This window comes from Roseomonas acroporae (assembly GCF_023223525.1).
Lineage (GTDB): Bacteria > Pseudomonadota > Alphaproteobacteria > Acetobacterales > Acetobacteraceae > Roseomonas_E > Roseomonas_E acroporae.
Window position 1 is genome coordinate 20,276 of the sequence record NZ_JALPRX010000064.1, and the last position, 23,867, is coordinate 44,142.

General features: G+C 73.7%; 23 protein-coding genes. 18 read left to right on the forward strand and 5 right to left on the reverse strand.

Annotated elements, in window-relative coordinates:
- Nucleotides 1-84 precede the first annotated feature (84 nt).
- From M0638_RS14880 to hemJ, 8 genes are all read left to right on the forward strand, one after another.
- Nucleotides 85-990 carry a dioxygenase family protein gene (locus M0638_RS14880; RefSeq protein ID WP_248667788.1) on the forward strand — a complete coding sequence of 302 codons (906 nt, stop codon included), beginning with the start codon at nt 85-87 and terminating at the stop codon, nt 988-990.
- Nucleotides 991-1,053: 63 nt separating this feature from the next.
- Entirely contained in the window at nt 1,054-2,337 is a 1,284-nt protein-coding gene (locus M0638_RS14885; RefSeq protein ID WP_248667789.1) for an amino acid ABC transporter substrate-binding protein, read from the forward strand.
- Nucleotides 2,338-2,437: 100 nt separating this feature from the next.
- Entirely contained in the window at nt 2,438-3,319 is an 882-nt protein-coding gene (locus M0638_RS14890; protein WP_248667790.1) for a branched-chain amino acid ABC transporter permease, read from the forward strand.
- Complete coding sequence (locus M0638_RS14895) at nt 3,316-4,299, forward strand: branched-chain amino acid ABC transporter permease (RefSeq protein ID WP_248667791.1); 984 nt, start codon at nt 3,316-3,318, stop codon at nt 4,297-4,299. Before M0638_RS14890 ends, M0638_RS14895 begins: the two co-directional genes overlap by 4 nt.
- A complete protein-coding gene (locus M0638_RS14900) occupies nt 4,296-5,036 on the forward strand; it encodes an ABC transporter ATP-binding protein (RefSeq protein WP_248667792.1) in 741 nt (246 codons plus the stop codon). The genes M0638_RS14895 and M0638_RS14900 overlap by 4 nt, the downstream gene beginning before the upstream one ends.
- Nucleotides 5,026-5,811: an ABC transporter ATP-binding protein gene (locus M0638_RS14905; RefSeq protein ID WP_345893034.1), complete on the forward strand. Its 786-nt coding sequence runs from the start codon at nt 5,026-5,028 to the stop codon at nt 5,809-5,811. The genes M0638_RS14900 and M0638_RS14905 overlap by 11 nt, the downstream gene beginning before the upstream one ends.
- A 184-nt stretch (nt 5,812-5,995) precedes the next feature.
- On the forward strand, nt 5,996-7,030 hold the full coding sequence (locus tag M0638_RS14910) for a 5-methyltetrahydropteroyltriglutamate--homocysteine methyltransferase (protein ID WP_248667793.1): 1,035 nt from the start codon (nt 5,996-5,998) through the stop codon (nt 7,028-7,030).
- A gap of 256 nt (nt 7,031-7,286) precedes the next feature.
- Nucleotides 7,287-7,736, forward strand: coding sequence for a protoporphyrinogen oxidase HemJ (hemJ, locus tag M0638_RS14915; RefSeq protein WP_248667794.1), 450 nt, complete (start codon nt 7,287-7,289; stop codon nt 7,734-7,736).
- A 33-nt stretch (nt 7,737-7,769) separates the two neighbouring features.
- Here hemJ and M0638_RS14920 read toward each other — a convergent pair whose 3' ends face one another.
- Entirely contained in the window at nt 7,770-8,252 is a 483-nt protein-coding gene (locus M0638_RS14920) for a YaiI/YqxD family protein (RefSeq protein ID WP_248667823.1), read from the reverse strand.
- A gap of 392 nt (nt 8,253-8,644) precedes the next feature.
- Here M0638_RS14920 and cofH point away from each other — a divergent pair, with 392 nt between their 5' ends.
- Genes cofH through cofC form a run of 5 tightly spaced genes read left to right on the forward strand, consistent with a single transcriptional unit; the run spans nt 8,645 to nt 14,488 of the window.
- Complete coding sequence (gene cofH, locus M0638_RS14925; RefSeq protein ID WP_248667795.1) at nt 8,645-11,065, forward strand: 5-amino-6-(D-ribitylamino)uracil--L-tyrosine 4-hydroxyphenyl transferase CofH; 2,421 nt, start codon at nt 8,645-8,647, stop codon at nt 11,063-11,065.
- Between the two features lie 27 nt (nt 11,066-11,092).
- Nucleotides 11,093-12,097 (forward strand): glucose-6-phosphate dehydrogenase (coenzyme-F420), encoded by a 1,005-nt coding sequence (gene fgd / locus M0638_RS14930; RefSeq protein ID WP_248667796.1) that lies wholly within the window; start codon nt 11,093-11,095, stop codon nt 12,095-12,097.
- A 2-nt stretch (nt 12,098-12,099) separates the two neighbouring features.
- Nucleotides 12,100-12,870, forward strand: a complete 771-nt coding sequence (cofE, locus tag M0638_RS14935) for a coenzyme F420-0:L-glutamate ligase (RefSeq protein ID WP_248667797.1) — start codon at nt 12,100-12,102, stop codon at nt 12,868-12,870.
- The gene (gene cofD, locus M0638_RS14940; RefSeq protein WP_248667798.1) at nt 12,867-13,820 is read left to right on the forward strand and encodes a 2-phospho-L-lactate transferase; all 954 of its coding nucleotides are present in this window, start codon (nt 12,867-12,869) and stop codon (nt 13,818-13,820) included. Before cofE ends, cofD begins: the two co-directional genes overlap by 4 nt.
- Nucleotides 13,817-14,488 carry a 2-phospho-L-lactate guanylyltransferase gene (gene cofC / locus M0638_RS14945; protein WP_248667799.1) on the forward strand — a complete coding sequence of 224 codons (672 nt, stop codon included), beginning with the start codon at nt 13,817-13,819 and terminating at the stop codon, nt 14,486-14,488. The genes cofD and cofC overlap by 4 nt, the downstream gene beginning before the upstream one ends.
- A 13-nt stretch (nt 14,489-14,501) precedes the next feature.
- Here the strand turns inward: cofC and M0638_RS14950 are convergent, their stop codons facing one another.
- Entirely contained in the window at nt 14,502-15,674 is a 1,173-nt protein-coding gene (locus tag M0638_RS14950; protein ID WP_248667800.1) for an ABC transporter substrate-binding protein, read from the reverse strand.
- 165 nt (nt 15,675-15,839) lie between these two features.
- Between M0638_RS14950 and M0638_RS14955 the strand changes: the two genes are divergently transcribed.
- The 5 genes from M0638_RS14955 (at nt 15,840) to M0638_RS14975 (ending at nt 20,350) form a co-directional block, all read left to right on the forward strand.
- Nucleotides 15,840-16,739: a branched-chain amino acid ABC transporter permease gene (locus M0638_RS14955; protein WP_248667801.1), complete on the forward strand. Its 900-nt coding sequence runs from the start codon at nt 15,840-15,842 to the stop codon at nt 16,737-16,739.
- Between the two features lie 28 nt (nt 16,740-16,767).
- On the forward strand, nt 16,768-17,742 hold the full coding sequence (locus M0638_RS14960) for a branched-chain amino acid ABC transporter permease (RefSeq protein WP_248667802.1): 975 nt from the start codon (nt 16,768-16,770) through the stop codon (nt 17,740-17,742).
- Nucleotides 17,739-18,515, forward strand: a complete 777-nt coding sequence (locus M0638_RS14965; RefSeq protein ID WP_248667803.1) for an ABC transporter ATP-binding protein — start codon at nt 17,739-17,741, stop codon at nt 18,513-18,515. Before M0638_RS14960 ends, M0638_RS14965 begins: the two co-directional genes overlap by 4 nt.
- Nucleotides 18,496-19,251, forward strand: a complete 756-nt coding sequence (locus M0638_RS14970) for an ABC transporter ATP-binding protein (RefSeq protein ID WP_248667804.1) — start codon at nt 18,496-18,498, stop codon at nt 19,249-19,251. The genes M0638_RS14965 and M0638_RS14970 overlap by 20 nt, the downstream gene beginning before the upstream one ends.
- A gap of 88 nt (nt 19,252-19,339) precedes the next feature.
- Nucleotides 19,340-20,350, forward strand: a complete 1,011-nt coding sequence (locus M0638_RS14975) for an LLM class flavin-dependent oxidoreductase (protein ID WP_248667805.1) — start codon at nt 19,340-19,342, stop codon at nt 20,348-20,350.
- A gap of 31 nt (nt 20,351-20,381) precedes the next feature.
- On the opposite strand, the gene M0638_RS14980 is transcribed toward M0638_RS14975, so the two are convergent.
- The 3 genes from M0638_RS14980 to M0638_RS14990 are packed head-to-tail and all read right to left on the reverse strand — an operon-like array spanning nt 20,382 to nt 23,752.
- The gene (locus M0638_RS14980; protein ID WP_248667806.1) at nt 20,382-21,383 is read right to left on the reverse strand and encodes an LLM class flavin-dependent oxidoreductase; all 1,002 of its coding nucleotides are present in this window, start codon (nt 21,381-21,383) and stop codon (nt 20,382-20,384) included.
- A 10-nt stretch (nt 21,384-21,393) separates the two neighbouring features.
- Nucleotides 21,394-22,449 carry an LLM class flavin-dependent oxidoreductase gene (locus tag M0638_RS14985; protein WP_248667807.1) on the reverse strand — a complete coding sequence of 352 codons (1,056 nt, stop codon included), beginning with the start codon at nt 22,447-22,449 and terminating at the stop codon, nt 21,394-21,396.
- A 46-nt stretch (nt 22,450-22,495) separates the two neighbouring features.
- Entirely contained in the window at nt 22,496-23,752 is a 1,257-nt protein-coding gene (locus tag M0638_RS14990; RefSeq protein WP_248667808.1) for a pyridoxal-phosphate dependent enzyme, read from the reverse strand.
- Between the last annotated feature and the right edge of the window lie 115 nt (nt 23,753-23,867).

The following is a 23,867-nucleotide window of genomic DNA, read 5'->3' on the forward strand; positions in this document are numbered from 1 at the left end:
GACCCCGCGCCGCCCCGGCGGCCGGGAAGAGCGTCGTGCAAGGGGCGGCCAACGCGACCGGCCCCGGCTGGAGGGATGACAAGAATGGCCGACCTGAACGAGACCACCGTCACCGACGCCGTCATCGAGCAGATGGCGACGACGCCCGACCCGCGCCTGCGCGAGGTGATGGCGAGCCTGGTGCGCCACCTGCACGACTTCGCGCGCGACGTGCGGCTGACGCCCACCGAGTGGCTGCAGGCGATCGCCTTCCTGACGAAGGTCGGGCAGACCTGCACGCCGGTCCGGCAGGAATTCATCCTGCTCTCCGACACGCTCGGCCTGTCGCGCCTCGTCAACCTGATGGACGACAAGGCCAACCGCGTGGGCGAGGCGACCGAGGCCAGCCTGCTCGGCCCGTTCTACCGCGAGGCCTCGCCGGAATTCGGCTACGGCGAGAGCATCGCGGTGCACGCGAAGGGGCCGGAGATGATGCTCTACGGCCGGGTGGTGAACGAGGCCGGCGAGGGCGTGCCGGATGCGAGCGTGGAGGTCTGGTCCACCGACGCGGACGGCGCCTACGACCTGCAGGCGCTCGACCCCGGGACCATGGACATGCGCGGCCGCTTCCGCACCGACGCCGAGGGGCGCTACGCCATCCGCACGCTGATCCCGCTCGGCTACTCCATCCCGATGGACGGGCCGGTGGGCCACATGGTGCGCGAGCAGCGGCGGCACGGCATGCGCCCCTCGCACATCCACATGCTGATCGGCGCCGAGGGCTACCGCGAGCTGATCACCGCCCTCTATCTCGGCAGCGACCCGAACATCGATTCCGACACGGTGTTCGGCGTGTCGGAATCCCTGGTGGTGGAGCCGCGGCCGGGGCTGGCGGATTCGCCCGACCCGTCGATCCCGGGCGTGCGCTACGACTTCCAGATCGCCCGGCGCGCCGCGCACGACACGAGCGGCCGCGTCGGCGCCGACCCGTCGAAGATCGCGGCGGAGTAGGTCGGGACTGCGCGTTCATCGACGGCGACGGGCACGGACCCGCGCCGCAGGAGGAAGTGGTTCATGGAAGGACTGAGCAGGCGCGGCCTCGGCCGCGCCGCCCTGGCGGCGGCCATGCTTCCTGCCGCGGCGCGAGCGCAGAGCACGGCCGCCAACGCACCCGCCCCCGCGGGAGAGCCGATCCGGATCGGCTGCTCCATGTCGCTCTCGGGCGGGCTGGCGGGCAACGGGCGGCCGGCCGCGATCACGCACCGCATCTGGGCCGAGGACGTGAACGCGCGGGGCGGGCTGCTCGGGCGGCCGGTGCAGGTCGTGGTCTACGACGACCAGAGCAGCGGCGCCAACGTGCCGGGCATCTACACGAAGCTGCTCGACGTGGACAAGGTGGACCTCGTCGTCTCCGGCTACGCCACCGCCATCATCGCGCCGGCCATGCCGGTGGTGATGCAGCGCAACAAGGTGTTCGTCTCGCTGCTCGGCAGCGGCGTGAACACGGATTTCCGCTACGACCGCTACTTCTCCATCTCCCCCACCGGCGGCCGGATCAAGGAGACCTTCGCCAAGGGTTTCCTCGACGTCGCCATGGCGATGGAGCCGAAGCCGCGCAGCATCGCGCTGGTCAACCTCGACAGCGACTTCCACCAGCGCGCGGCCGAGAGCGCCCGCTTCCTCGCGCGCCAGCACGGGCTGCGCGTGGTGTACGACCGCGCCTACCCGCCGAGCACGGTGGATTTCAGCCCGATCATCCGCGCGGTGCAGGCGGCGCGGCCGGACCTCGTCTTCGTCGGCTCCTACCCGCCGGACACGGCCGGGCTGCTGCGCGCGGCGAGCGAACTGCGGGTGAACTTCCCGATGATGGGCGGCCCGATGATCGGCCCGCACATCACGGCGCAGAAGCTCCAGCTCGGGCCGATCCTGAACAACCTCGTGGTGTGGGACGTGTACGCGCCGGAGCCGACGCTGCAATTCCCCGGCATGCAGGCGCTGCTGGAGCGCTACCAGCCGATCGCGGCGCGCGAGGGGGCGGACGCGCTCGGCCACTACGTGCCGCCGCTGGCCTATGCCCAGATGCAGGTGCTGGAGCAGGCGGTGCGGCGCGTGGGCAGCCTCGACCAGGCGGCGCTGGCGGCGGACCTGCACGCGCATCGCTCCGACACGGTGATCGGGCCGCTGGAATTCGACGCGATGGGGGAATGGACCGAGGAGCGCAACCTCTACACCCAGTACCAGGGCATCCAGGGCAACGGCATCGAGCAGTTCAGGCGGGCCGGCACGCAGGTGATCCTCTACCCGCCGCGCTACAGGTCGGGCGAGCTGCGCAAGCCCTACACGGCGGGGGCGGCATGATGCGGCGCGATTCACGCCTCCGGCTGGCGCCTCCGGCGATCGCGGCTTGGCCACGGCGCGATTCACGCCTCCGGCTGGCGCCTCCGGCGATCGCGCCGTGATGGACCCCGATCTCGCGCTGCTGCTGAACGGGATCGTCTCGGGCCTGCTGCTGGGCGGGCTCTACGCCGCCGCGGCGGCGGGCCTCTCGGTCTCCTTCGGCATGCTGGACGTGGTGAACATCGCGCACCCGGCCTTCATGGTGCTGGGCGCGATCCTGGTCGCGCTGCTCCAGGGGGCGACGGGGCTCGACCCGCTGCTGCTCGCGGCGCTGGTCGCGCCGGGCTTCTGGGCGATGGGGGCGCTGCTCTACGGCGCCTACCACCGCTTCTTCGAGCGGCGCGGCGACGAGGCGATCCAGGGGCTTGCCTTCTTCTTCGGCGTGATGTTCATCATCGAGATCGGCATCGTGCTCGCGGTCGGCCCGGAGCAGCACTTCGCCGACGCCGCCTGGGCCGACACCACCTGGCGGCTCGGCGAGATCGACCTGCCGCTGCGCATGCTGGTGCCGGCCGCCGTGTCGCTGGCGGCGATCGGGGCGCTGGCGCTGTTCCTGCGACACGGCTTCACCGGCCGCGCCATCGCCGCCGTCTCGCAGGACCGCGAGGCGCTGCGGCTGCTGGCGATCGACCCGGTGCGGATCAAGCGCTTCGCCTTCGGCCTCTCGCTCGCCCTGGCGGCACTGGCGGGCGGCGCGCTGGCGGTGGTGCAGCCGGTGGACGCGGCCTCGGGCCACATCTTCATCGGCCGGGTCTTCGCCATCGTCATCATGGGCGGGCTCGCCTCGCTCGGCGGCTGCGTGCTGGCGGCGCTGGCCTTCGGCGTGGTGGAGAACGTGACGGCCACCTTCTACGGTCCCTCCTGGTCGCCCGCCGTCGCCTTCGGCGCGCTGCTGCTGGTGCTGGCGGTGCGGCCGCAGGGCCTGTTCGGGCGGGCGGCATGAGCGGCGCGACCCTGCCCGCCGCCGCGCCCCTCGCCGCGCCGCGCCGCATGGGGCACGGCGCCTTCTGGCTGGCCTCGGCGCTGGCGGCGCTGGCGCTGGTGGCGGCGCTGCGGGCGCTGGGCAGCGAGTACGCCTACTTCGCCGCCACCTTCGTGCTGCAGTACGTGGTGCTGGCGACGGCCTGGAACATCCTGGGCGGCTATGCGGGCTACGTGAATTTCGGCGCCGCCGCCTTCTTCGCGGCGGGGGCCTACACCACCGTCGCGGTCGGCAAGGCGTTCGGCCTGCCGCTGCTGCCCTGCATCGCGGCGGCCGCGCTGGTGGGCGGGGCGCTCGGGCTCGGCACCGGGGTGCTGACGCTGCGGCTGCGCGGGGCCTACTTCGCCATCGCCACGCTCTGCCTCTCGGTGGTGCTGCAGACGCTGGTGGTGAACTGGGACTTCGTCGGCGGCTCGCGCGGCGCCTACGTGGTGCGGCCGCGCGAGGTGCCCTGGCCGTTCGACAGCTATGGCGGCTTCCTCTGCGCCGTGATGGTGGGGCTGGCGGCGGGCGCGGTGGCCATCGCGCGCACCGTCGAGAAGTCCCGCCTCGGGCTCGGACTCGCGGCGCTGCGCGACGACGAGGCAGCGGCGGAGGCGGCGGGCGTGCCGACGCTGCGGCTCAAGCTCGTCGCCACCACGATCAGCGGCGCGATGATGGCGGTGGCGGGGGCGCCGCTGCCCTATCTCGGCTCCTACATCGAGCCGAATTCGGCCTTCGGCCTGGCCTACGGGGTGAATGCCATCGCCATGCCGCTGATCGGCGGCACGTCGAGCTGGGCGGGGCCGCTGGTCGGCGCGGTGCTGCTCGCCTCGCTGCAGCAGGCGGCGACGGTGACGATCTCCTCGGCCGCCAACCTGCTGATCGTGGGCGTGGTGCTGGTGGTGTTCGTGTGCGCGGCGCCGCACGGCATCGTCGGGCTGTTCCGGGGGCAGCGATGAGCGGCGTGGGGGATGCCCCCGGGGATGGGGAGGTGGTGCTGCGCGCCGAGGGCGTCGGCATGCGCTTCGGCGGCTTCGCGGCGCTTTCCGGTGTGGACCTGACGGTGCGGGCGGGGGAGCGGCTGGGGCTGATCGGGCCGAACGGCTCGGGCAAGAGCACCTTCACCAACTGCCTCGCCGGGGTCTATCCGGGTCACGAGGGCGCCTTCGCCTTCCGGGGCGAGCGGCTCGGGAAGCTCTCGCCGCACGAGCGGGCGCGGCGCGGCCTGGCGCGGACCTTCCAGCTTCCCCGCCCCTTCCGCGGGCTGACGGTGATCGAGAACATCCGCGTGCCGCTGGCCTATGCCGGAAGGCACGAGGCGACCGAGACGCGCGCCATGGCCTGCCTCGAAGGCGTGGATCTGGCCGGGAAGGCACACCGTCTGCCGCGCGAGCTGACGCAGGTGGAGCTGCGCCGGCTGGAGCTGGCGCGCGCCACCGCGCTCGACCCCGTGCTGCTGATCGCCGACGAGGCGATGGCGGGCCTCTCGCACGCCGAGGTGGACCAGATCCTGGCGCTGCTGTTCCGGCTGAACGAGGCGGGGACCACCATCATCATGATCGAGCACGTGATGCGCGCGGTGACCGAGTTCTCGCAGCGCCTCGCCGTGCTGGTGGCGGGGCGCAAGGTGGCCGACGGCGCGCCGCGCGAGGTGCTGGCCATGCCGGCGGTGGAGGAGGCGTATCTTGGGCGCTGAGGCATGGCCGGGAGCGGCCGGCGGCCCGGGAGGCGCGCGGGGCGCCGGCGCCGGCCTGCTGGTCGAGGGGGTGGATGCCGGCTACGGCGCGGTGCGGGCGCTGGACGGCGTCTCGCTCGCCGTGGCGCCGGGCGAGACGGTGGCGCTGCTCGGCACCAACGGCAACGGCAAGACCACGCTGATGCGCTGCATCCTCGGCCTGCTGCGGCCGACGCGCGGGCGCATCGCCGCCACCATCGACGGGGTGACGACGGAGCTGGTCGGGCGCTCGCCGGAGGAGATCGTCGATCTCGGCATCGCCATCGTGCCGGAGGGGCGCCGGCTGTTCCCGCGCCTCTCGGTGGAGGAGAACCTTCTTCTCGGGGCGTACCGGCGCAGCGCCCGTGCCGCCATCCCGCGCAACCTCGAATTCTGCTACGATGCCTTTCCCCGGCTGAAGGAACGCCGGGGCCAGGCCGTGGGCAGCATGAGCGGCGGCGAGCAGCAGATGGTGGCGCTCGGCCGCGCCGTGATGTGCGCGCCGCGCCTCCTGCTGGTGGACGAGCCCTCGGTCGGCCTCGCGCCGATCCTGGTGGCGCGCACGGTGGAGAAGATCGCCGAGCTGAAGGAGCGGCTCGGCCTGACCGTGCTGATGGCGGAGCAGAATTTCCACCAGGCGATCCGCATCGCCGATCGCGGCTACGTGCTGGTGCACGGGCGGGTGGAGTTCCGGGGCGACTCTCCGGCCGAGCTGGGCGACAGCGAGCTGGTGCGGAAATTCTACCTGGGGCTGTGACGATGCGCCTGACCGGCCTGCGTGCCGCCCGAATCCCCGTCGATCAGGCTCAATCGTCCGCCTCTGCACCGGCCTCATCGAGCGCATCGGCCCGGACGGCCGCCGCACCGCGCCGCCCGGGAACCTCGACATGCCGGTCTTCGTCCGCCGCGATCCGGCCAAGTCCCCAAGCAGGAAGAGCACCATGCCAGACATCCTCCTCCCCACCACCGTGGTCGGCAGCTACCCGCAGCCGGACTGGCTGGTGGACCGCGGCGTGCTCGCGCAGAACCTCGTGCCGCGCGTGCGCATGAAGCAGATGTGGCGCGTGGCCGAGGACGCGCTGGAGCAGGCGCAGGACGACGCCACGCTGGTCGCGATCCGCGACATGGAGCGCGCCGGCGTCGACGTCGTGACCGACGGCGAGATAAGGCGGGAGAGCTACTCCAACCGCTTCGCCCTGGCGCTGGACGGGGTGGACGTGGACAACCCCGCCCGCACCATGGGCCGCGCCGGCAAGGAGACGCTGGTGCCGCGCGTGGTGGGGCGGATCCGCCGCAACCGGCCGGTGGAGGTGCGGGACGTGGAATTCCTCGTCGCCAACACGGACCGCCGGACCAAGATCACCCTGCCGGGGCCGTTCACCCTCTCGCAGCAGGCGAGCGACGAGTACTACCGCGACGAGGAGGCGATGGCGATGGACTACGCCGCCGCCGTGAACGCGGAGGCGAAGGACCTGAAGCGGGCGGGCGTCGACGTGATCCAGCTCGACGAGCCCTGGATGCAGGCCCGGCCCGAGGCCGCCGCGCGCTTCGGCGTGAAGGCGCTGAACCGCGCGCTGGAGGGGCTGGAGGGGACCACCGTCGTGCATCTGTGCTTCGGCTACGCGGCGGTGGTGAAGGAGAAGCCTTCCGGCTACTCTTTCCTGCCGCAGCTCGCCGACTGCACGGCGGCGCAGATCTCGATCGAGGCGGCGCAGCCGCGGCTCGACCTCGGCGTGCTGGATTCGCTGCCGGGCAAGACCATCATGCTCGGGGTGATCGACCTCGGCTCGGCCGAGGTGGAGACGCCGGCGGTCGTCGCGGACCGCATCCGGGCCGGGCTGCGCCGCCTGCCGGCCGAACGGCTGGTGGTGGCACCGGATTGCGGCATGAAGTACCTGCCGCGCCCGCGCGCCTTCGCCAAGCTGCGGGCGATGGTCGAGGGGGCGGCGATCGTGAGGCGAGAGCTGGCGGGCTGAACCCGGAAGGCCCCCGGCCCCGACGCGACCCCCGGCGAGTTCCCCCGGGGCCCCTTCCTCGGGAAGCTTCCCCTTCCGCATGCCCCGGACCCGCTCTTCCGGTCGGTGCGCCGACACCGCCCCGGCGCATGCAGAGGATGGGGCGGGGGATGGGGCGGGGGTTGCCCCGGACGGCGGCGCGGGCGACACCCCCCGGCATGGCCGGCCGCGATTCCGTCCGTGCGGCCCATCGGGGCGGCGGCCGGGAAGGGATACGATGATCGAAGCGCTGGTGCCCTGGTACCTCTGGCTCAAGGCGTTCCACCTGATCGCGGTGTTCGCCTGGATGGCCGGGCTGTTCTATCTGCCGCGGCTGTTCGTCTACCACGCCCAGGTGGCGCCGGGCGGGGCGGAGAGCGAGCGGTTCAAGCTGATGGAGCGGCGCCTGCTGCGCGGCATCATGGGGCCGGCCATGCACGCCGCCGTGACCTTCGGACTGCTGCTGGTGCTCACCCCCGGGGTGGTCGACTGGCGGGCCGGCTGGTGGCACGGCAAGCTGCTCGGCATCGTCGGCATGCTCGCCGTGCACATCTACCTCGCTCGCGCCCAGCGCCGCTACGCGCGCGACGAGCGCCCGGGCAGCGAGCGGCACTGGCGCATCGTCAACGAGGTGCCGACGGTGCTGCTGGTGCTCATCGTCATCATGGTGATCGTCAAGCCGTTCTGAGGCCGGCGGCGGCGCTCGCCGGCGCAATCGGCCCTATGCGTCCGGCATGCGCAGGGAACGCGACGCCGCCGGGCGGCCTGCCTGATGCACGGCGAGATCGAGCGCCTGGAGGAAGGCGGACCGGTCCCGCCGCGTCAGGGCCGACGGGCCGCCCGTGGTGGCGCCGGCGCTGCGCAGCTCGGTCATCAGGTTGCGCGTGGCGAGCTGCATCCCGATGGAGCCGGGCGTGAAGGCACGGCCGCGCGGGTCGAGCACGGTGGCCCCGGCAGCGACGCAGCGGGCGGCCAGCGGCACGTCGGCGGTCACCACGATGCTGCCGGCGCGGGCACGCCCGGCGATCCAGTCGTCGGCGACGTCGGGTCCCTGCTCGACCAGCACGCGGGCGATGAGCGGGTCGGGCGGCACGGCGAGGCCGCTGTTGCTGACGACGTGGACGGGCAGGCCGTAACGGCGGGCGACGCGGTAGACCTCGTCCTTGACGGGGCAGGCATCGGCGTCGACGAGGATCTCGATCAGGGCGGTCACGCCCGTCAGCCTACCACGGCCGTCATCGGGCGACGACCCGGAGCGGCTTCCGCCCGACCGCACCGAGTTGCCGGCGCCCGGACCCCTGCCGCCCGGGCCCGGGCTCCGTCTTGCACGCCGCTCATCTTGCACGGCATTTGCATCCACCGCCGCGGTCGTCCCGGACCGGCGCCGCGGCGCCCGCCCCGGGCGGGCCACCGGACGCACCCGTATCGTTGCCGGGTCGGCCTCGTCCTCTTTCCCCGGACGCAGGGGGGAAGGTTCCCGGAACGCCGGTCGCCGATCGGGATCATGGATGCGCGTGGGATGGCCAGACGGCGGCGGCCGCCCTGGATGACCGATGCCGGCCGGCCCCGAAGGGCGGCCCACAGGCGGAGCGATTGATGGACGAGGTGTGCCTCGCGGCTTCTCCTGCCGCGCCCGATCGGACGGCGGAAGCGCGCGACCTGCTGGCTGCGCTCTCGCGCCGCCCCCTGCCGGACCTGCTCGACGCCGCCGCCGCGCTGGGCCGCGCCGGCCATGGCGGGGTGGTCGGCTACTCGCGCAAGGTGTTCATCCCGCTGACCCGGCTGTGCCGCGACGCCTGCGGCTACTGCACCTTCGCCCGCGGTCCGCGCGAGGTGGCGCGGCCCTACCTGCTGCCCGAGGAGGTGCTGGCCATCGCCCGCGCCGGGCAGGCGGCCGGCTGCCGCGAGGCGCTGTTCACCCTGGGCGACAAGCCCGAGCTTCGCTACGCGGCGGCGCGCGCGGCGCTGCGCGAGCTCGGCTTCGGCAGCACCACGGAATACCTCGCGCATCTCTGCGCGCTGGTGCTGCGCGAGACCGGGCTGCTGCCGCACGTCAACGCCGGGGTGATGCCGGAGGCCGAGATCGCGGCGCTGCGCCGGGTCAGCGTGTCGCAGGGGCTGATGCTGGAGAACGTCTCGCCGCGGCTCGGCGAGCGCGGCGGCCCGCATCACGGCGCGCCGGACAAGGACCCGGCGCTGCGCCTCGCCATGCTGGAGGCGGCCGGGCGGCTGGCCGTGCCCTTCACCTCCGGCATCCTGATCGGCATCGGCGAGACGCGGCTGGAGCGGCTCGAATCCCTCCTCGCGCTGCGCGACCTGCACGCAAGGCACGGGCACCTGCAGGAGGTGATCGTGCAGAATTTCCGGGCCAAGCCGGGCACGCGCATGGCGGCCAGCGAGGAGCCGGAATTCGACGAGCTGCTCTGGACCGCCGCCGCCGCGCGCCTCGTGCTCGGCCCGGCGATGAACATCCAGGTGCCGCCCAATCTCAGCTTCAGCGCCTTTCCCCGGCTGCTCGCCGCCGGCATCAACGACTGGGGCGGCATCTCGCCCGTCACCGCCGACCACGTGAACCCGGACGCGCCCTGGCCGCAGATCCCGGCGCTGCGCGCCGCGACCGAGGCGGCCGGCTACGCGCTGGCCGCCCGGCTGGCGATCCACCCGGCATTCGCCGCCGCGCCGGAACGCTGGCTCGACCCCGCGCTGCGCCCGCGCGTGCTGGCGGCGCAGGACGCGGCGGGCTTCGCGCGCGAGGATGCCTGGCTGACCGGCGAGCTGGCGCCGCCGCCCCCTGCCCTGCCGGCGCGGCGCCCCGCCACGCTCGACCGGCTGCTGCACCGGGCCATGGATGGCGAGCGGCTGGACGCGGCCGCGATCGCCCGCCTGTTCGCGGCGCGCGGCGGCGAGGTGACGGCGATCGCCGAGGCGGCGGACGCGCTGCGCCGGCGCGAGAGCGGCGAGGTGGTGCGCTACGTCGTCACCCGCAACGTCAACTACACCAATGTCTGCACGCTCTCCTGCCGCTTCTGCGCCTTCTCCAAGGGCCGGACGCACGAGAACCTGCGCGGCCGGCCCTACGACCTGGCGCTGGAGGAGGTGTCGCGCCGCGCCGCCGAGGCCTGGGAGCGCGGCGCCACCGAGATCTGCATGCAGGGCGGCATCAACCCCGGCTACACGGGCGAGACCTACCTCGCCCTGCTGCGCGCGGTGAAGCGGGCGGCGCCCGGCCTGCACGTCCACGCCTTCTCGCCGCTGGAGGTGTCGCAGGGGGCGGCGACGCTCGGCATCGGCGTCGCCGACTTCCTGGAGCGGCTGCGCGAGGCCGGGCTCGGCTCGCTGCCCGGCACGGCGGCGGAGATCCTGCACGACGAGGTGCGCGCGCGCATCGCGCCGGGCAAGCTGGACACGGCGGGCTGGCTCGGCGTGGTGGAGACGGCGCACCGGCTCGGCCTGCGCAGCACCGCCACCATCATGTTCGGCCATGTCGAGCGCCCGGCGCACTGGGCCGCGCACCTGCTTCACCTGCGCGACCTGCAGGCGCGCAATGCCGCTGCCGGGCATGCCGGCTTCACCGAATTCGTGCCCCTGCCCTTCGTCCACATGGAGGCGCCGATGTTCCTGCGCGGCGAGTCGCGCATGGGGCCGAGCTGGCGCGAGGCGCTGCTGATGCACGCCGTCGCCCGCCTCGTGCTGCATCCGCTGATCCCGAACATCCAGGCTTCCTGGGTGAAGCTCGGGCCGGAGGGCGTCGCCCGCGTGCTGGCGGCGGGGGTGAACGACCTCGGCGGCACGCTGATGGACGAGAGCATCTCGCGCGCCGCCGGCACGCGGCACGGGCAGGAATTCCCGCCCGAGGCGATGGAGGCGCTGATCCGCGCCGCCGGCCGGGTGCCGGCGCAGCGCACCACGCTGTATGGTGCGGTGCCCGAGGAACGGCGGCAACGCAGCCGGGCGGCCGCGCCGCTCGCGCCGCGCGTGCAGACGCCGTGGCGCGGGAAGCGGCGCGTCGAGGCGTGACGGTCGGGGCGTAGAAGGAAGCAGGGCATGCTGCGACTGGGCTACAAGGCGTCGGCGGAACAGTTCGGGCCGCGCGACCTGCTCGAATTCGGCGGGCTGGCCGAGCAGGCGGGGTTCGATTCGGTCTTCGTCAGCGACCACTTCCAGCCCTGGAAGCACACGGACGGGCACGCGCCCCACTCGCTCGCCTTCCTCGGCGCGCTCGGCGCCCGAACCAGCCGGGTGGTGATCGGCACAAGCGTGCTGACGCCGACCTTCCGCACCCACCCCGCCATCGTGGCGCAGGCCTTCGGCACGCTCGGCGCCATGTTCCCCGGCCGCGTCGTGCTCGGCATCGGCACCGGCGAATCGCTGAACGAGGTGCCGGCGACCGGCATCGCCTGGCCGGAATTCAAGGAACGTTTCGCCCGCTTCCGCGAGTCGGTGGCGCTGATCCGCCGGCTCTGGACGGAGGAGCGCGTCACCTTCGAGGGGCAGTACTACCGCACCGAGAACGCCACCATCTACGACCGCCCGGCCGAGCCCGTGCCGATCTACGTCGCCGCCGCGGGCGCCATGGTGGCGAAGTATGCCGGCCGCGCCGGCGACGGCTTCATCTGCACCTCGGGCAAGGCGGCGACGCTGTACACGGAGACGCTGCTGCCCAACGTCGCGGCCGGGCTGGCGGCGGCGGGGCGCGACGGCGCCGGCTACGACCGCATGATCGAGATCAAACTCTCCTTCGACACGGACCGCGACCGCGCGCTGGCCGATACGCGCCACTGGGCAGCGCTGGCGCTCTCGCCGGAGGAGAAGATGTCGGTGGAGGACCCGCTGGCGATGGAGCGGCTCGCCGACGCGCTGCCGATCGAGCGCGCCGCCAGCCGCTGGATCGTCGCCGACGACCCGGAGGCGGTGGCGGAAGGCGTGTCGCCCTACGTGGCGCTCGGCTTCCGGCATCTCGTCTTCCACGCGCCGGGGCCGGACCAGGGGCGCTTCCTCGCGCTGTTCGGCGAGCGCGTGCTGCCGCTGCTGCGCGCACGCTTCGGCTGAGCATGGCCGACGCCCTTTCGCTAGCCGCGCTGCCCGGCATCCCGCTGGTGCGGGCGGGCGACGACCTCGCCGCGATCCTGGCCGACGGACTGGCCCGGCTCGGCGCGCCGCCCGGCCCCGGCGACGTGCTGGTGGTGGCGCAGAAGGTCGTCTCCAAGGCCGAGGGGCGGATGGTCGCGCTCGCCGACGTGACGCCTTCCGCCGAGGCGGTGGCGCTGGCGGAACGCACCGGCAAGGACCCGCGCCTCGTCGAGCTGATCCTGCGCGAATCCGTGCGCGTGGTGCGGGCGCGGCGCGGCCTGCTGATCGTCGAACACCGGCGCGGCTTCGTGATGGCGAATGCGGGAATCGACCAGTCCAACGTCGCGCCGCCCGACGGCCCGCCGCACGCGCTGCTGCTGCCGGAAGACCCGGATGCGAGCGCCGCCGCGCTGCGCGCGCGCCTCGGCCTGCCGGTGATCGTCAACGACAGCTTCGGCCGCGCCTGGCGGCGGGGCACCTGCGGCGTGGCGCTCGGCGCCGCCGGCCTGCCCGCGCTGCTCGACCTGCGCGGCAGCCCGGACCTGATGGGCCGACGGATGGAGGTGAGCGTGGTGGGTTTCGCCGACGAGATCGCCGCGGCGGCGTCGCTGCTGATGGGCCAGGGGGCGGAGGGGCAGCCCGCCGTGCTGGTGCGCGGATTGCAATGGACGACGTCAACGACGGCGGCGACGGCGCCGCCGCAGCCCGCCGCGGCGCTGGTGCGTCCCGCCGCCGAGGACCTGTTCCGATGAGCGGAACGGTTCTGGCCCTCTCGGGCGGCATCGGCGGCGCCAAGCTGGCGCTCGGCCTCGCGCAGATCATCCCGGGCGAGGCGCTGACGGTGCTGGCCAACACCGGCGACGATTTCGAGCATCTCGGCCTCGCCATCTCGCCCGACATCGACACGCTGACCTACGCGCTTGCCGGCCTCGACAACCCCATTACCGGCTGGGGGCGGCGCGATGAAAGCTGGTCCTTCATGACGGCGCTGCGCGAGCTGGGCGGCGAGGACTGGTTCCAGCTCGGCGACCGCGACCTCGCCACCCATGTCGAGCGCACGCGCCGGCTGCGCGCGGGCGAGACGCTGTCGGCCGTCACCGAGGATTTCCGCCGTCGCCTCGGCATCGGCGCGCGCCTCCTGCCCATGTCGGACCAGCCGGTGCGCACGAAGGTGCTGACGCCGGAAGGCTGGCTCGACTTCCAGCACTGGTTCGTGCGGCTGCGCTGCGCGCCCGCCGTGCGCGGTCTGGAATTCGCCGGCGCCGAGTCGGCGCGGCCGCTGCCCGCGATCCTCGACGCGCTGCGCGACCCGGCGCTGCGCGCGGTGGTGATCTGCCCCTCCAACCCACTCATCAGCATCGACCCGATCCTCGCCGTGCCGGGCCTGCGCCACGTGCTCCGCGAATGCCGCGCGCCGGTGGTCGCCGTTTCGCCGATCATCGGCGGCCGCGCCGTGAAGGGACCGACCGCGACGATGCTGGCCGATCTCGGCACGCCGCCCGCCGCCGACGCCGTGGCGCGCCACTACGGCGACCTGCTCGACGGCTACGTGCTGGACGCGGCCGACGCGGCGCTGGCGCCGGGGATCGCGGCGCGCTGCGCGGTGGCGCCGACGCTGATGACCGACCTCGCCAGCAAGGCGGCGCTGGCGCGCGTGGTGCTAGATCTCGCGGACCGGATCGCGGCGGAGCGCCGCGCATGACGCACGGCATCTGGGCTGTCGTGCCGATGAAGGGCGGGCCCGGCGGGAAGCAGCGGCTCGCCCCCGCCCTGACGCCGGACGAGCGGCAGCGGCTCGCCATGGCGATGTTCGAGGACGTGTTGTCGGCGCTGCACGATGCGCCTGGCCTCGCCGGGATCGCCGTGGTGACGGCGGATGCTTCGGTGGCGGCGCTAGCCGCGCGCTACGGCGCCCGCATCCTGGGCAACGATGCCACCGAGGGGCACACCGCCGCCGTGCTCGGCGCCGGCCGCGTCCTGGGCGGCGAGGGTTGCGCCGGCCTGCTCGCCCTGCCCGGCGACATCCCGATGGTGACGCCGGACGAGATCGCCGCCGTGCTGGCCGCGCATGGCGCGGCGCCCTGCTTCACCATCGTGCCCTCGCACGACGAGATGGGTTCGAACGGCGTGCTCGCCTCGCCGCCCGGCGTGGTGCCGCTGCGCTACGGCGACGACAGCTACCGGCCGCATCTGGAGGCCGCGCGTCGCCTCGGCGTTCCGTGCCGCACCCTGAAGCTGCGCGGCATCGGGCTCGACATCGACCACCCGCAGGACCTCGATGCCTTCCTCGCCATCCCGTCCGGCACGCGGGCGCGCCGCGTGCTGGAGTCGATCGGCTATCGCGGCGCGCAGCCGGCGGCGGCCGGATAGCGCCGCCGCGCGCTCACGGGGCCGTGGCGAGATCGGCGATGGTGACCTGCCGGTTGCGCACCGCCTGGATCACCACGATCCGGCCGGCCTGGTTGTGGTCGTCGAAGGTCACCTCGCGGCCCATCACGATGTCGAAGCGGATGTTGCGGATGGCGCGGCGCAGCTTGTCGCCGTCATCCGCCGTGCCGGCCTCGCGCAGCGCCTGGGCGATCAGCCGCACCCCGTCATAGCCGGCCCAGGTCTGCAGCACGGGCTGGAGCTTGTGGCGCTCGAGGATCTTGCGGACGAATTCGCGGTTGGCCGGCGCGTCGACCTCCGGGCTGTAGTTCCAGGCGCTGACCGAATTCTCCATGCCGCCGGCGCGGATGATCTGCACGTTCTCGCCGCCCAGTTCGGCGCGGCCGGTGAAGGGGATGCGGACGCCGAGCTGCATGGCGAAGCGCAGGAAGTTGAGCTGGTCGCCGCCGAGCTGGAACAGCGCGATCGCATCCGGCCGCGCGCGCTGGAGGCGCGTCAGGATGCTGGTGAAGTCCGGCGTGTTCTGCGGGTGGAAGTCGGTGGAGACGATGCGCAGGCCCGCCGCTTCCGCCGCCGGGCCGAAGGCGGCGGCGCCGCCGCGGCCGAAATCCGTGTCCTCGCCCACCACGGCGACGGTGCGGAACAGGTGGTGCTGGCCGAGATAGCGGCCGAGCGTCTGCATCATCACGTCGTCGGCGGGATTGGTGCGGAAGGTCCACTCGTTGCGGCCGTCGCCGGACAGCTCGGTGATTCGCGGCGAGGAGGCGATGCCCGAGACCATCGGGATGCGAGCCTCGGCGATGATCGGCATGGTGGCGAGCACGGCGGTGGAGCAGTGGGCGCCGATGATCGCGGTGACGCGCGCCTGCACCAGCCGGTTGGCGACGTTGGCCGCCTCCGACGGGTTGCAGCGGTTGTCGAGCGCCATGATCCGCAACGGGCGGCCGAGCACGCCGCCCGCCGCGTTGATCTCCTCGACGGCGAGGTCGACGCCCCAGCGTTCCCGCTCGGAGGCGACGGCGGCGGGGCCGGTGACCGGCGTGCTCAGCCCGAGCACGATCGGCGCCGGCTGCGCCAGGGCCGGCGCGAGCGGCGCGGCCAGGGCCGCCGCCAGCAGGGCTGCAACGCGGCGCAGCAGGCGGCTGCATCGAAAGCGGGCATCTGGCATCGGCATCTTCCGCGACATCTTCCCTCGGGCGCCGCCATGCAGGCGCGCGCCGCATCGGAACGCAGGAAGGTGCCATGCGCAAGTGGTTGCGTGGTGGTGGCACATGAATTGCTTGCCCGCGTGCCGCCGGTCCCAACGTCGGCGTTCCGTGCCGGACGGCGCCGCGTGACCCAGGAGCGTGCCATCGATCCCGTCTACGCCGCCCAGCTCACCCTGAACGGCCTGCTGCTCGGCCTGCTCTACGCGCTGATCGTCTCCGGTCTCGCCCTGCTGTTCGGCGTGCTCGGCATCATCAACTTCGCCCATGGCGAGTTCCTGATGGCCGGCGCCTACCTGATGGCCTTCGCGCTGCCGGTGCTCGGCCTCGCCTACCTGCCCTCGCTGCTGCTGGCCATGCTCGGCGTGGCGCTGCTCGGCTGCCTCGCGCACGCGCTGTTCCTGCGCCGGCTGCGCGAGGACGAGTTCGAGCGCAGCATCCTGATGACCACCGGCCTCTCCATCCTGCTGCTCAACGCCGTGCAGTACGCGCTGACCGCGACGCCGCTGCTGGTGGACACGCAATTCGGCTTCGACGGCATCGATCTCGGCGGCATCAACATCACCTGGACGCGGATCGCCGCCGCCGCCGCCGCCATCCTGGCGCTGCTGCTGCTCTGGCTCTGCCTCACGCGCACCCAGCTCGGCCGCGCCATGCGCGCCATCGCGCAGAACCGCGAGGCGGCGATGATGGTCGGCATCCGCCCGGAGGCGGTGGCGCGCAACGCGGTGATCCTGGCGACGGCGCTGTGCGGCTTGGCCGGCGCAGCGCTGGCGCCGATCCAGCTCGTGCAGCCCTCGATGGGCCAGTTCCTGATCTTCAAGGCCTTCGCGCTGGTGATCATCGGCGGCCTCGGCAGCATCCCGGGGGCCGCCATCGCGGCGGTGCTGCTCGGCCTGTTGGAGAGCTGGATCGGCGGCTTCTTCGACGCGGTCTGGCAGGAGGTGGTGGTGTTCGTCGCCATGATGCTGGTGCTGCTGCTGCGGCCGGACGGGCTGTTCGGCGCGCCGCGCATGCGGGCAGGTTGAGCATGCTCCGCATGGGGGCGCGCTGACCATGCTGCGACACCTGCCGCCGCTGCTCGCCCTGCTCGCCGCGGCGCTGCTGCCGGCGCTCGGCGCCTCGCCCTACGTGCTGGGCATCGGCATCACCGCCTGCATCTTCACCGTCGGCGCCGCCTCGCTCAACCTGATCTACGGCTATGCCGGGCTGCTCTCCTTCGCGCATCTGGCCTTCTGGGGCATCGGCGGCTACTGCACGGCGCTCGGCGCCGTGTCGCTCGGCATCGGCTTCTGGGGCGGGCTGGCGCTGGCCGGCCTGCTGAACGCGGCGCTCGCCGTGCTGGTCGGCATCCCGGCGCTGCGGCTGAACCGGCATTCCTTCGTCATCGTCACGCTGAGCTTCTCGCTGCTCACGGCGCTGGTGGCGCGGGACTGGGTCGCCGTCACCGGCGGTCCGCTCGGCATTCCCGGCCTGCCGGCGCCGGAGCTGTTCGGCCTTTCCCTGCGCAGCCCGCCGCGCTTCTACTGGCTGGCGCTGGCCTTCGCGGCGCTGTCGCTGGCGCTGCTGCGCGCCGTCACCACCTCGCGCATCGGCCGCACGCTGAAGGCGCTGCGCCAGAACGAGCCGCTGGCGCAGGCACAGGGCATCGCGCCCACGCCGTACAAGCTGCTCGCCTTCGCCATCTCCGCGGCGCTCTGCGGCATGGCGGGCGGCATGCAGGTCTTCTACATGCAGGTGGTCGATCCGCTGATCCTGGATTTCTACTACTTCCAGACCTTCCTGGTGATGATGATCGTGGGCGGCGCCGGGCATTTCTGGGCGGTGGTGATCGCCGGCATCGTCATGACGGTGCTGCCGGAACTCCTGCGCGCCACGGCGGAGCTGCGCATGGTGATCTACGGCGCGCTGCTGCTCTTCGCCATGGTGGCGATGCCGGGCGGCGTCGCCGGCGCGCTCGAATCCTGGCGCGACGCGCGCCGTCGCGCCACGGCGGAACGGCCCGATCCGGTGACGGCGGCCGCGTCGTGAACGGAGCGCCGCTGCTGCGCCTGGAAGGCGTGCGGAAATCCTTCCGGGGCGTCCATGCCGTCACCGATGCCAGCTTCGCCGTGGCGCGCGGCAGCATCACCGGGCTGATCGGCCCGAACGGCTCGGGCAAGAGCACCACCATCGACTGCCTTTCCGGCTTCCAGCGCCCCGATGCCGGCCGCGTGCTGCTCGACGGGCAGGACATCACCGGCCTGCCGGCCCATCTGGTGGCGCGCGCCGGGCTGCGCCGTTCCTTCCAGCAGGTCCGGCTGTTCGACGCGCTCAGCCTGCGCGACAACCTGATGCAGGCGGCGCAGGCCGCGGACGGCGTCGGCTGGCTCGGCGCGGTGCTGCGCAGCCCGGCGCTGCGGCGGGCCGAGCTGGCGGCCGCGGAACGCGCCTGGCTGCTGCTGGACCAGATCGGCCTCACCCGGCTGGCGGAATCGCCGGCGGGCGCGCTCTCCTACGGCCAGAAGAAGCTGGCGGCGCTGGCGGCCGCGCTGATGCCGCGCCCGCGACTCGTCGTGCTGGACGAGCCGATGGCCGGCGTGAACCCGAGCCGCATCGTCGAGGTGGAGGCGATCCTGCGCCGCCTCAACGCCGCGGGCGAGACCTTCCTCATCGTCGAGCACAACGTGGACTGCATCATGCGCCTGTGCCACGAGGTGGTGGTGTTCGAGCAGGGCCGCACCCTGACCAGCGGCCCGCCCGCCATGGTCCGTGACGATCCCCGCGTGCTGGAGGCCTATCTCGGTGTCCCCGCCGCTGCCTGACCTGCCGCTGCTCGAACTGCGCGATCTGCGCGCCGGCTATGCCGCCGGCCCCATCCTGCACGGCGTCTCGTTCTCGCTCGCTGCCGGGCGGATCGCGACGCTGCTCGGCGGCAACGGCGCCGGCAAGTCCACGCTGCTGCGCGCCGTCTACGGCGCCAACCGGCACTATGGCGGCGCCGTGCTGTTCGAGGGGCGCGACATCACCGCCCTGTCGCCGCCGCGCCGCCTCGCCCTCGGCATCGGCTTCGTGCCGCAGGGACGTTGCAATTTCGCGGCGATGACCGTTGCCGAGAACCTGCTGATGGGCGGCTACACCCTGAAGCGCACGGAGCGCGAAGCGGCCATCGCCGCCATGCTGGAACGCTTCCCCGTACTGGCGCGCAAGGCCGGCGAGGCGGCCGGCAACCTCTCGGGCGGCGAGCAGCAGGTGCTGGAGATGGCGATGGTCCTGATCACCGGCCCGCGCCTGCTGCTGCTGGACGAGCCCTCGCTCGGCCTCTCGCCGCGCATGCAGGCCGAGGTGTTCGCGACCGTCGCCGGGCTCGCGCGCGAATCCGGCGTCGCCGTGCTGATGGTCGAGCAGAACCTGCGCGGCGCGCTGGCCATCTCGGACACGGCGATCGTGCTGGAGATGGGCCGGAAATTCCTGGAGGGTCCGGCGGCCGAGGTCGCGGTGGACCCGCGCATCCGCCACGCCTATCTCGGTGGCAATGTCACCGCCGCGGATGCGGCATAGGGGCCAGGCCGCGGACGCGGCATGAGGACCAGATCGCGGACGCGGCATAAGCGTCGAGCCGCGGACGCGGCGTGAGGAGGAGATCGCGATGATCGTCAGCGCCGGCCTGCCCACCGGGATGGAGGGGCTGACCTACCCCGTGCCCTTCGCCGGCCCCGAAGGCCTGCTGCGCATCGCGCGGCACGCCGAGGCGCTGGGCTACCACTCGGTCTGGGGCAACGACCACATGACCACGCAGCACTACGTGCGCGAGGAGTACCCGGACACCCCGCCGCGTTTCTGGGAGCCGCTGGTCACCTATGCCTGGCTCGCCGCGCAGACCACCACGCTGCGCTTCGGCACCGGCGTGGTCGTGCTGCCGATGCGGCGCGACATCGTGGTGCTGGCCAAGCAGCTCTGCACGCTCGACCATCTCAGCGGCGGCCGGCTGGAGGTCGGGCTCGGCATCGGCGCCTATCTGGAGGAATTCCGGGCGCTGCAGCCCGACGTGAAGCTCCAGCGCGGCGAGATCGTGGACGAGGGGCTGGCGGCGCTGGGGAAGCTCCTCACCGAGCGCGTGGCCAGCTTCGAGGGCCGCTACTTCCGCTACCGCGACGTGGAGCTGACGCCCAAGCCGCTGCAGAAGCGCCTGCCGATCTATGTCGGCGGCAACAACCCGAACAACATCCGCCGCGCCGTGGAGTACGGCGATGGCTGGCTGCCCGCCGCCCTGCCGGCGGAGACGCTGGCCGAGGGCGTGGCGCTGCTGCGCCGGCTCGCCGGGGAGGCGGGGCGGGACCCGGCGACGATCGAGGTGGCGCCGCAATTCATCGTCCATCTCGGCCGCACGCAGGAAGCGGCCTCGGCCCGCTTCCGGCAGAGCCAGATGCACAGGCACCTCGTCTCGCTGCGCAAGTCCACGCTGAAGGACCAGGCGGGGGCGGACCTGGAGGCGATCAACCTGATCGGCACGCCCGAGGAGGTGATCCGCCGCGCCATCCGCCTGCGCGAGGCCGGGGTGACGCACCTGCTCGGCCTCTACTTCGCGGCGAATTCGGTGCAGGAGCTGCTCGACCAGATGCAGCTCTTCGCCGAGGAGGTGATGCCGCACATCGTGTAGCGCCACGCTTCCGGCGCGGCGCGGGCGGCGCTCAGCCGCCCGGCCGCACCACCTCGGCGAACCACTCGACCTGCTCGCGGTACTCGGCGAGCGTGTCGGCCGGGAACATCAGCCCGCAGCAGTGCCGCACGCCGATCGCGGCCAGCCCCGCCACCTTCTCGCGGATCAGGTCCGGCGAGCCGACCAGGTTCGCCACCACCTGCTGCGACAGGTCCCGCCCGGTATAGGCGAGCGATTTGCGGTGCGCGACGAGGTCGGAGGCCATGTAGCGCGCCTCCGCCGCCTCCGGCGTCCTGCCCACCGTCACCGAGAATTGCGGCGCCACCTCGATCGAATCCGGGTCGCGGCCCAGCTCGGCGGCGCGGGCGCGCAGCGTGGCGATGCGCTCGGCCAGTTCCGCCCAGGGGCGCCAGCCGGGCAGCCAGCCCCGTCCCCAGCGCGCCGCGCGCTCCACCGAGGCCATGTTGTGGCCGCCGACATAGATCGGCAGCGGCGCCTGCGCCGGCTTGGGCGACATCGCCACGTCCCGGCAGGCGTAGTACTTGCCGTCGAAGCTGGTGCGCGGCTCGGTGAACAGGGCGTGCAGCATGGCCAGCCCCTCGTCCAGCATCTCGCCGCGCTGCGCGGTGCGGGCGAGGCGCGGCGCCCAGGCGGCGAATTCCTCGCGATAGGCGCCGATGCCGAGTCCGAGATCGAGCCGCCCGCCCGACATCGCGTCCAGCGTCGCCGCCTGCTTGGCGAGCCAGAGCGGGTCGCGCATCGGCAGCACGGCGACGGCGGTGCCGACCCGCAGCCGCGTGGTGGCGGCCGCGCAGAAGGCCAGCACCGTCATCACCTCGTAGAAGCGCGGCGTGCGGCCGGGGAATTTCTCCTCCACGTAGTGCTGCGTGGTGATGTGGTCGTTGCCCCAGACGCCGTCATAGCCGAGGCGCTCGCAGAGCTGCGCCAGCGGCACGAAGTCCGTGGCCTCGACGAAGGGGATCGGGTGCATCACCCCCTCGAAGCCGGTGGGCAGGCAGACGCTGAACTTCATCCGCGGCTCCTCATGTCCCGTCCGCCGCGGCGGCGCTGCGCAGCGTGTCCGCCAGCCCGTCGACCGCCTCGTTGCCCGCCAGCGCCACCTCGTCGAGGCCGGCGCGCCGGTAGGAGGCGACGGCGGCGGCGATCTCGGCCGGCGTGCCGGCGGCGGCATGCCGCGCCACCACCGCGTCGGTGATGAGGCGCATGCCCCCTTCCCAGTCCCCGGCCTGGGTCAGCGCCATCAGCGCCGCCTGGTCGAGCACGCTGCCCGCCGCCGCCAGGTTGCCGGCATGGTGCTCGCCACGCAGGATGAAGGCGAGGCGCCGCCGCACCGGCGCCAGCGCCGCCTCGCGCGCGCCCGCATCCGGCACGCCATCCGCCGCCACATGCGCCGCGTAGACCAGCCCGATCCGTGCCACCGGCCGCCCGGCCGCCCCTTCCGCCACGATGTCGAGGCACTGCCGCACGAAGGGCTCCGAGGCGCCGGCCGAGAGCAGCACGCCATCGGCCACCTCGCCCGCGAGACGCAGCATGCGCGGCTTCGAGGCCGCCATCACCACCGGCACCGTGGCGCCGCCCCCGGTACCGCCATTCACCAGCGCCCGCTGCCCGCCGAGGCGGAACACGCGCCCCTCGTGCCGCACCGTCTCGCCCGCCAGCAGGCCGCGGCACATCAGCACCGCGTCGCGCAGCCCGGCGAGCGGGTGCGGCGCCTCGATCCCCGCCGCCACCCGGTCCGCCGGGGCGCCGCTGCCGAGGCAGAGCACCACGCGCCCCGGGTGCAGCTCGGCCAGCGCGGCGGCGGCCATGGCGATGTGCACCGGGTGCATCGCGTAGGGACTCATCGCCATCAGCGCCACGCGCAGCCGCTCGGTCGCCTGCAGCGCCACCAGCGCGGTGGTGATCGGATCCCGCAGGAAGAGGTGGCTCGCGATCCAGAGCGTGCCGGCGCCACCCGCCTCGGCGGCGCGCGCGAGCGCCGGGATGGCGGCGAGTGGCGCGCGCCCCTCGAAGGCGGCGCCGAGCCGCGCGGGCCAGATCCCGGCCCTGGTCGGGGCGTCGTCCGGGTTGCCGCTCATCGCCGTCCCCTCCTGCGTGGAAGATCGCTGCCGAGAGGGGGCCGTCTCACGCCGCCGCCTCCAGCCGCCGCGCCACCGCCGCCAGCGCGGCGTCCGGGTCGGCCATGTCGAGCACCGGCCCCGACGCCTCGGGGGCGAGGCGCATGGTGCGCGCCGTGTCCTTGAGGCCGGTCGCCGTGGCCAGCGCCACCACCGTGGCGTCGGGCGCGATGATGCCCTCGGCCCGCAGCCGCGCCAGCGCCGCCAGCGGCGCCACCGAGGCGGGCTCCAGGTACAGGCCGAGCCGCCGCGCCGCGCGCAGGTGCCACTCGCCCAGCGCCTCGTCGTCGATGGCGACGGCGAGCCCGTCCGTCTCGCGCAGCGCCTGCAACGCCTGCACCGTGCCCTGCGCGGCGCCGATCGAGGGCGCGATGCCCGGCGCGTTGCGCGGTCGCGCCGGCGGCATGGCGGCACCCTCGGCCAGCGCCGCCACCAGCGAGCCCGAGGTCTCGGCCGCCACCAGGCGCGGCACCCGATCGGTCCAGCCGATCGCCCGCAGCTCGGCGAAGCCGCGCGCGAGGCCGGTCAGCGCGTCGCCGTAGCAGACCGGCACCAGCACCCAGTCCGGCACGCGCCACTCCATCGCCTCGGCGATCTCGTAGGCCAGCGTCTTGCAGCCCTCGACGCCGAAGGGCGAGGAGCCGGTGATCGGCGCCTCGGCCGGGGAGGTGGCGAACCAGCCATGCCGCGTGACGCCGGCCGAGAGCAGGCGGAAGCGGTCCGGCGCGTGGGCGAGGCGCACGAGGTGGGCGCCATACGCCACGATCTGCGCCAGCATCGGCCCGGCGGCGTCGGCCATGGTGAACACCACGCAGGGCAGGCCGGCCCGCGCCGCGTAGGCCGCCGCCGCCGCGCCGGCATTGCCCGAGGAGGCGGCCGCGATCACCCGGTGCCCCAGCGCCCGCGCCGCCGAGACCGCGACGCTGGCCAGCCGGTCCTTGAAGGAGCCGGTCGGGTTGCGCGTCTCGTCCTTGACGAGCAGCGGGCCGAGGCCGAGCGCCTCGGCCGGCAGCAGCGGCGTGCCGCCCTCGGCCAGCGTCACCGCCGCCTCGCGCCGCAGCGGCAGGAAGGCGTCCCAGCGCCACAGCCCGTCGCCCGACGGTGCCGCGCGCGGCGGCAGGGTGCCGCCCGGTGGCGCCGCGTAACGGAGCAGCAGGCTGGCATGCGCGCCGGCCTCCAGGCAGGCGGGGCAGCGGCGCTGGTGGAAGGAAAGGGGGTAGCGCGCGCCGCAGCGCACGCAGCCGAGTTCGAGGTCTGCCCGCATTCTTCCGTCCCGGAGCCGCGCCGGCCGCCGCGTCCCGCCGGCGGCCGGGGGATCCGGACCGCGGGCCGATGCGGTGGTCGTGAAAGCGAAATCCGTGCCGCCAGCCACCTAATCG

Excerpts from the sequence above, each read along its gene's own strand:
- M0638_RS14960 (WP_248667802.1), top strand. The coding sequence starts at position 16,768 with ATGCTGCGACACCTGCCGCCGCTGCTCGCCCTGCTCGCCGCGGCGCTG.
- cofD (WP_248667798.1), top strand. The coding sequence starts at position 12,867 with ATGAGCGGAACGGTTCTGGCCCTCTCGGGCGGCATCGGCGGCGCCAAG.
- M0638_RS14885 (WP_248667789.1), top strand. The coding sequence starts at position 1,054 with ATGGAAGGACTGAGCAGGCGCGGCCTCGGCCGCGCCGCCCTGGCGGCG.
- cofC (WP_248667799.1), top strand. The coding sequence starts at position 13,817 with ATGACGCACGGCATCTGGGCTGTCGTGCCGATGAAGGGCGGGCCCGGC.
- cofE (WP_248667797.1), top strand. The coding sequence starts at position 12,100 with ATGGCCGACGCCCTTTCGCTAGCCGCGCTGCCCGGCATCCCGCTGGTG.
- M0638_RS14890 (WP_248667790.1), top strand. The coding sequence starts at position 2,438 with ATGGACCCCGATCTCGCGCTGCTGCTGAACGGGATCGTCTCGGGCCTG.
- M0638_RS14990 (WP_248667808.1), bottom strand. The coding sequence starts at position 23,752 with ATGCGGGCAGACCTCGAACTCGGCTGCGTGCGCTGCGGCGCGCGCTAC.
- M0638_RS14985 (WP_248667807.1), bottom strand. The coding sequence starts at position 22,449 with ATGAGCGGCAACCCGGACGACGCCCCGACCAGGGCCGGGATCTGGCCC.
- cofH (WP_248667795.1), top strand. The coding sequence starts at position 8,645 with ATGGACGAGGTGTGCCTCGCGGCTTCTCCTGCCGCGCCCGATCGGACG.
- M0638_RS14910 (WP_248667793.1), top strand. The coding sequence starts at position 5,996 with ATGCCAGACATCCTCCTCCCCACCACCGTGGTCGGCAGCTACCCGCAG.
- M0638_RS14950 (WP_248667800.1), bottom strand. The coding sequence starts at position 15,674 with ATGCCAGATGCCCGCTTTCGATGCAGCCGCCTGCTGCGCCGCGTTGCA.
- fgd (WP_248667796.1), top strand. The coding sequence starts at position 11,093 with ATGCTGCGACTGGGCTACAAGGCGTCGGCGGAACAGTTCGGGCCGCGC.
- hemJ (WP_248667794.1), top strand. The coding sequence starts at position 7,287 with ATGATCGAAGCGCTGGTGCCCTGGTACCTCTGGCTCAAGGCGTTCCAC.
- M0638_RS14900 (WP_248667792.1), top strand. The coding sequence starts at position 4,296 with ATGAGCGGCGTGGGGGATGCCCCCGGGGATGGGGAGGTGGTGCTGCGC.
- M0638_RS14895 (WP_248667791.1), top strand. The coding sequence starts at position 3,316 with ATGAGCGGCGCGACCCTGCCCGCCGCCGCGCCCCTCGCCGCGCCGCGC.
- M0638_RS14880 (WP_248667788.1), top strand. The coding sequence starts at position 85 with ATGGCCGACCTGAACGAGACCACCGTCACCGACGCCGTCATCGAGCAG.
- M0638_RS14975 (WP_248667805.1), top strand. The coding sequence starts at position 19,340 with ATGATCGTCAGCGCCGGCCTGCCCACCGGGATGGAGGGGCTGACCTAC.
- M0638_RS14980 (WP_248667806.1), bottom strand. The coding sequence starts at position 21,383 with ATGAAGTTCAGCGTCTGCCTGCCCACCGGCTTCGAGGGGGTGATGCAC.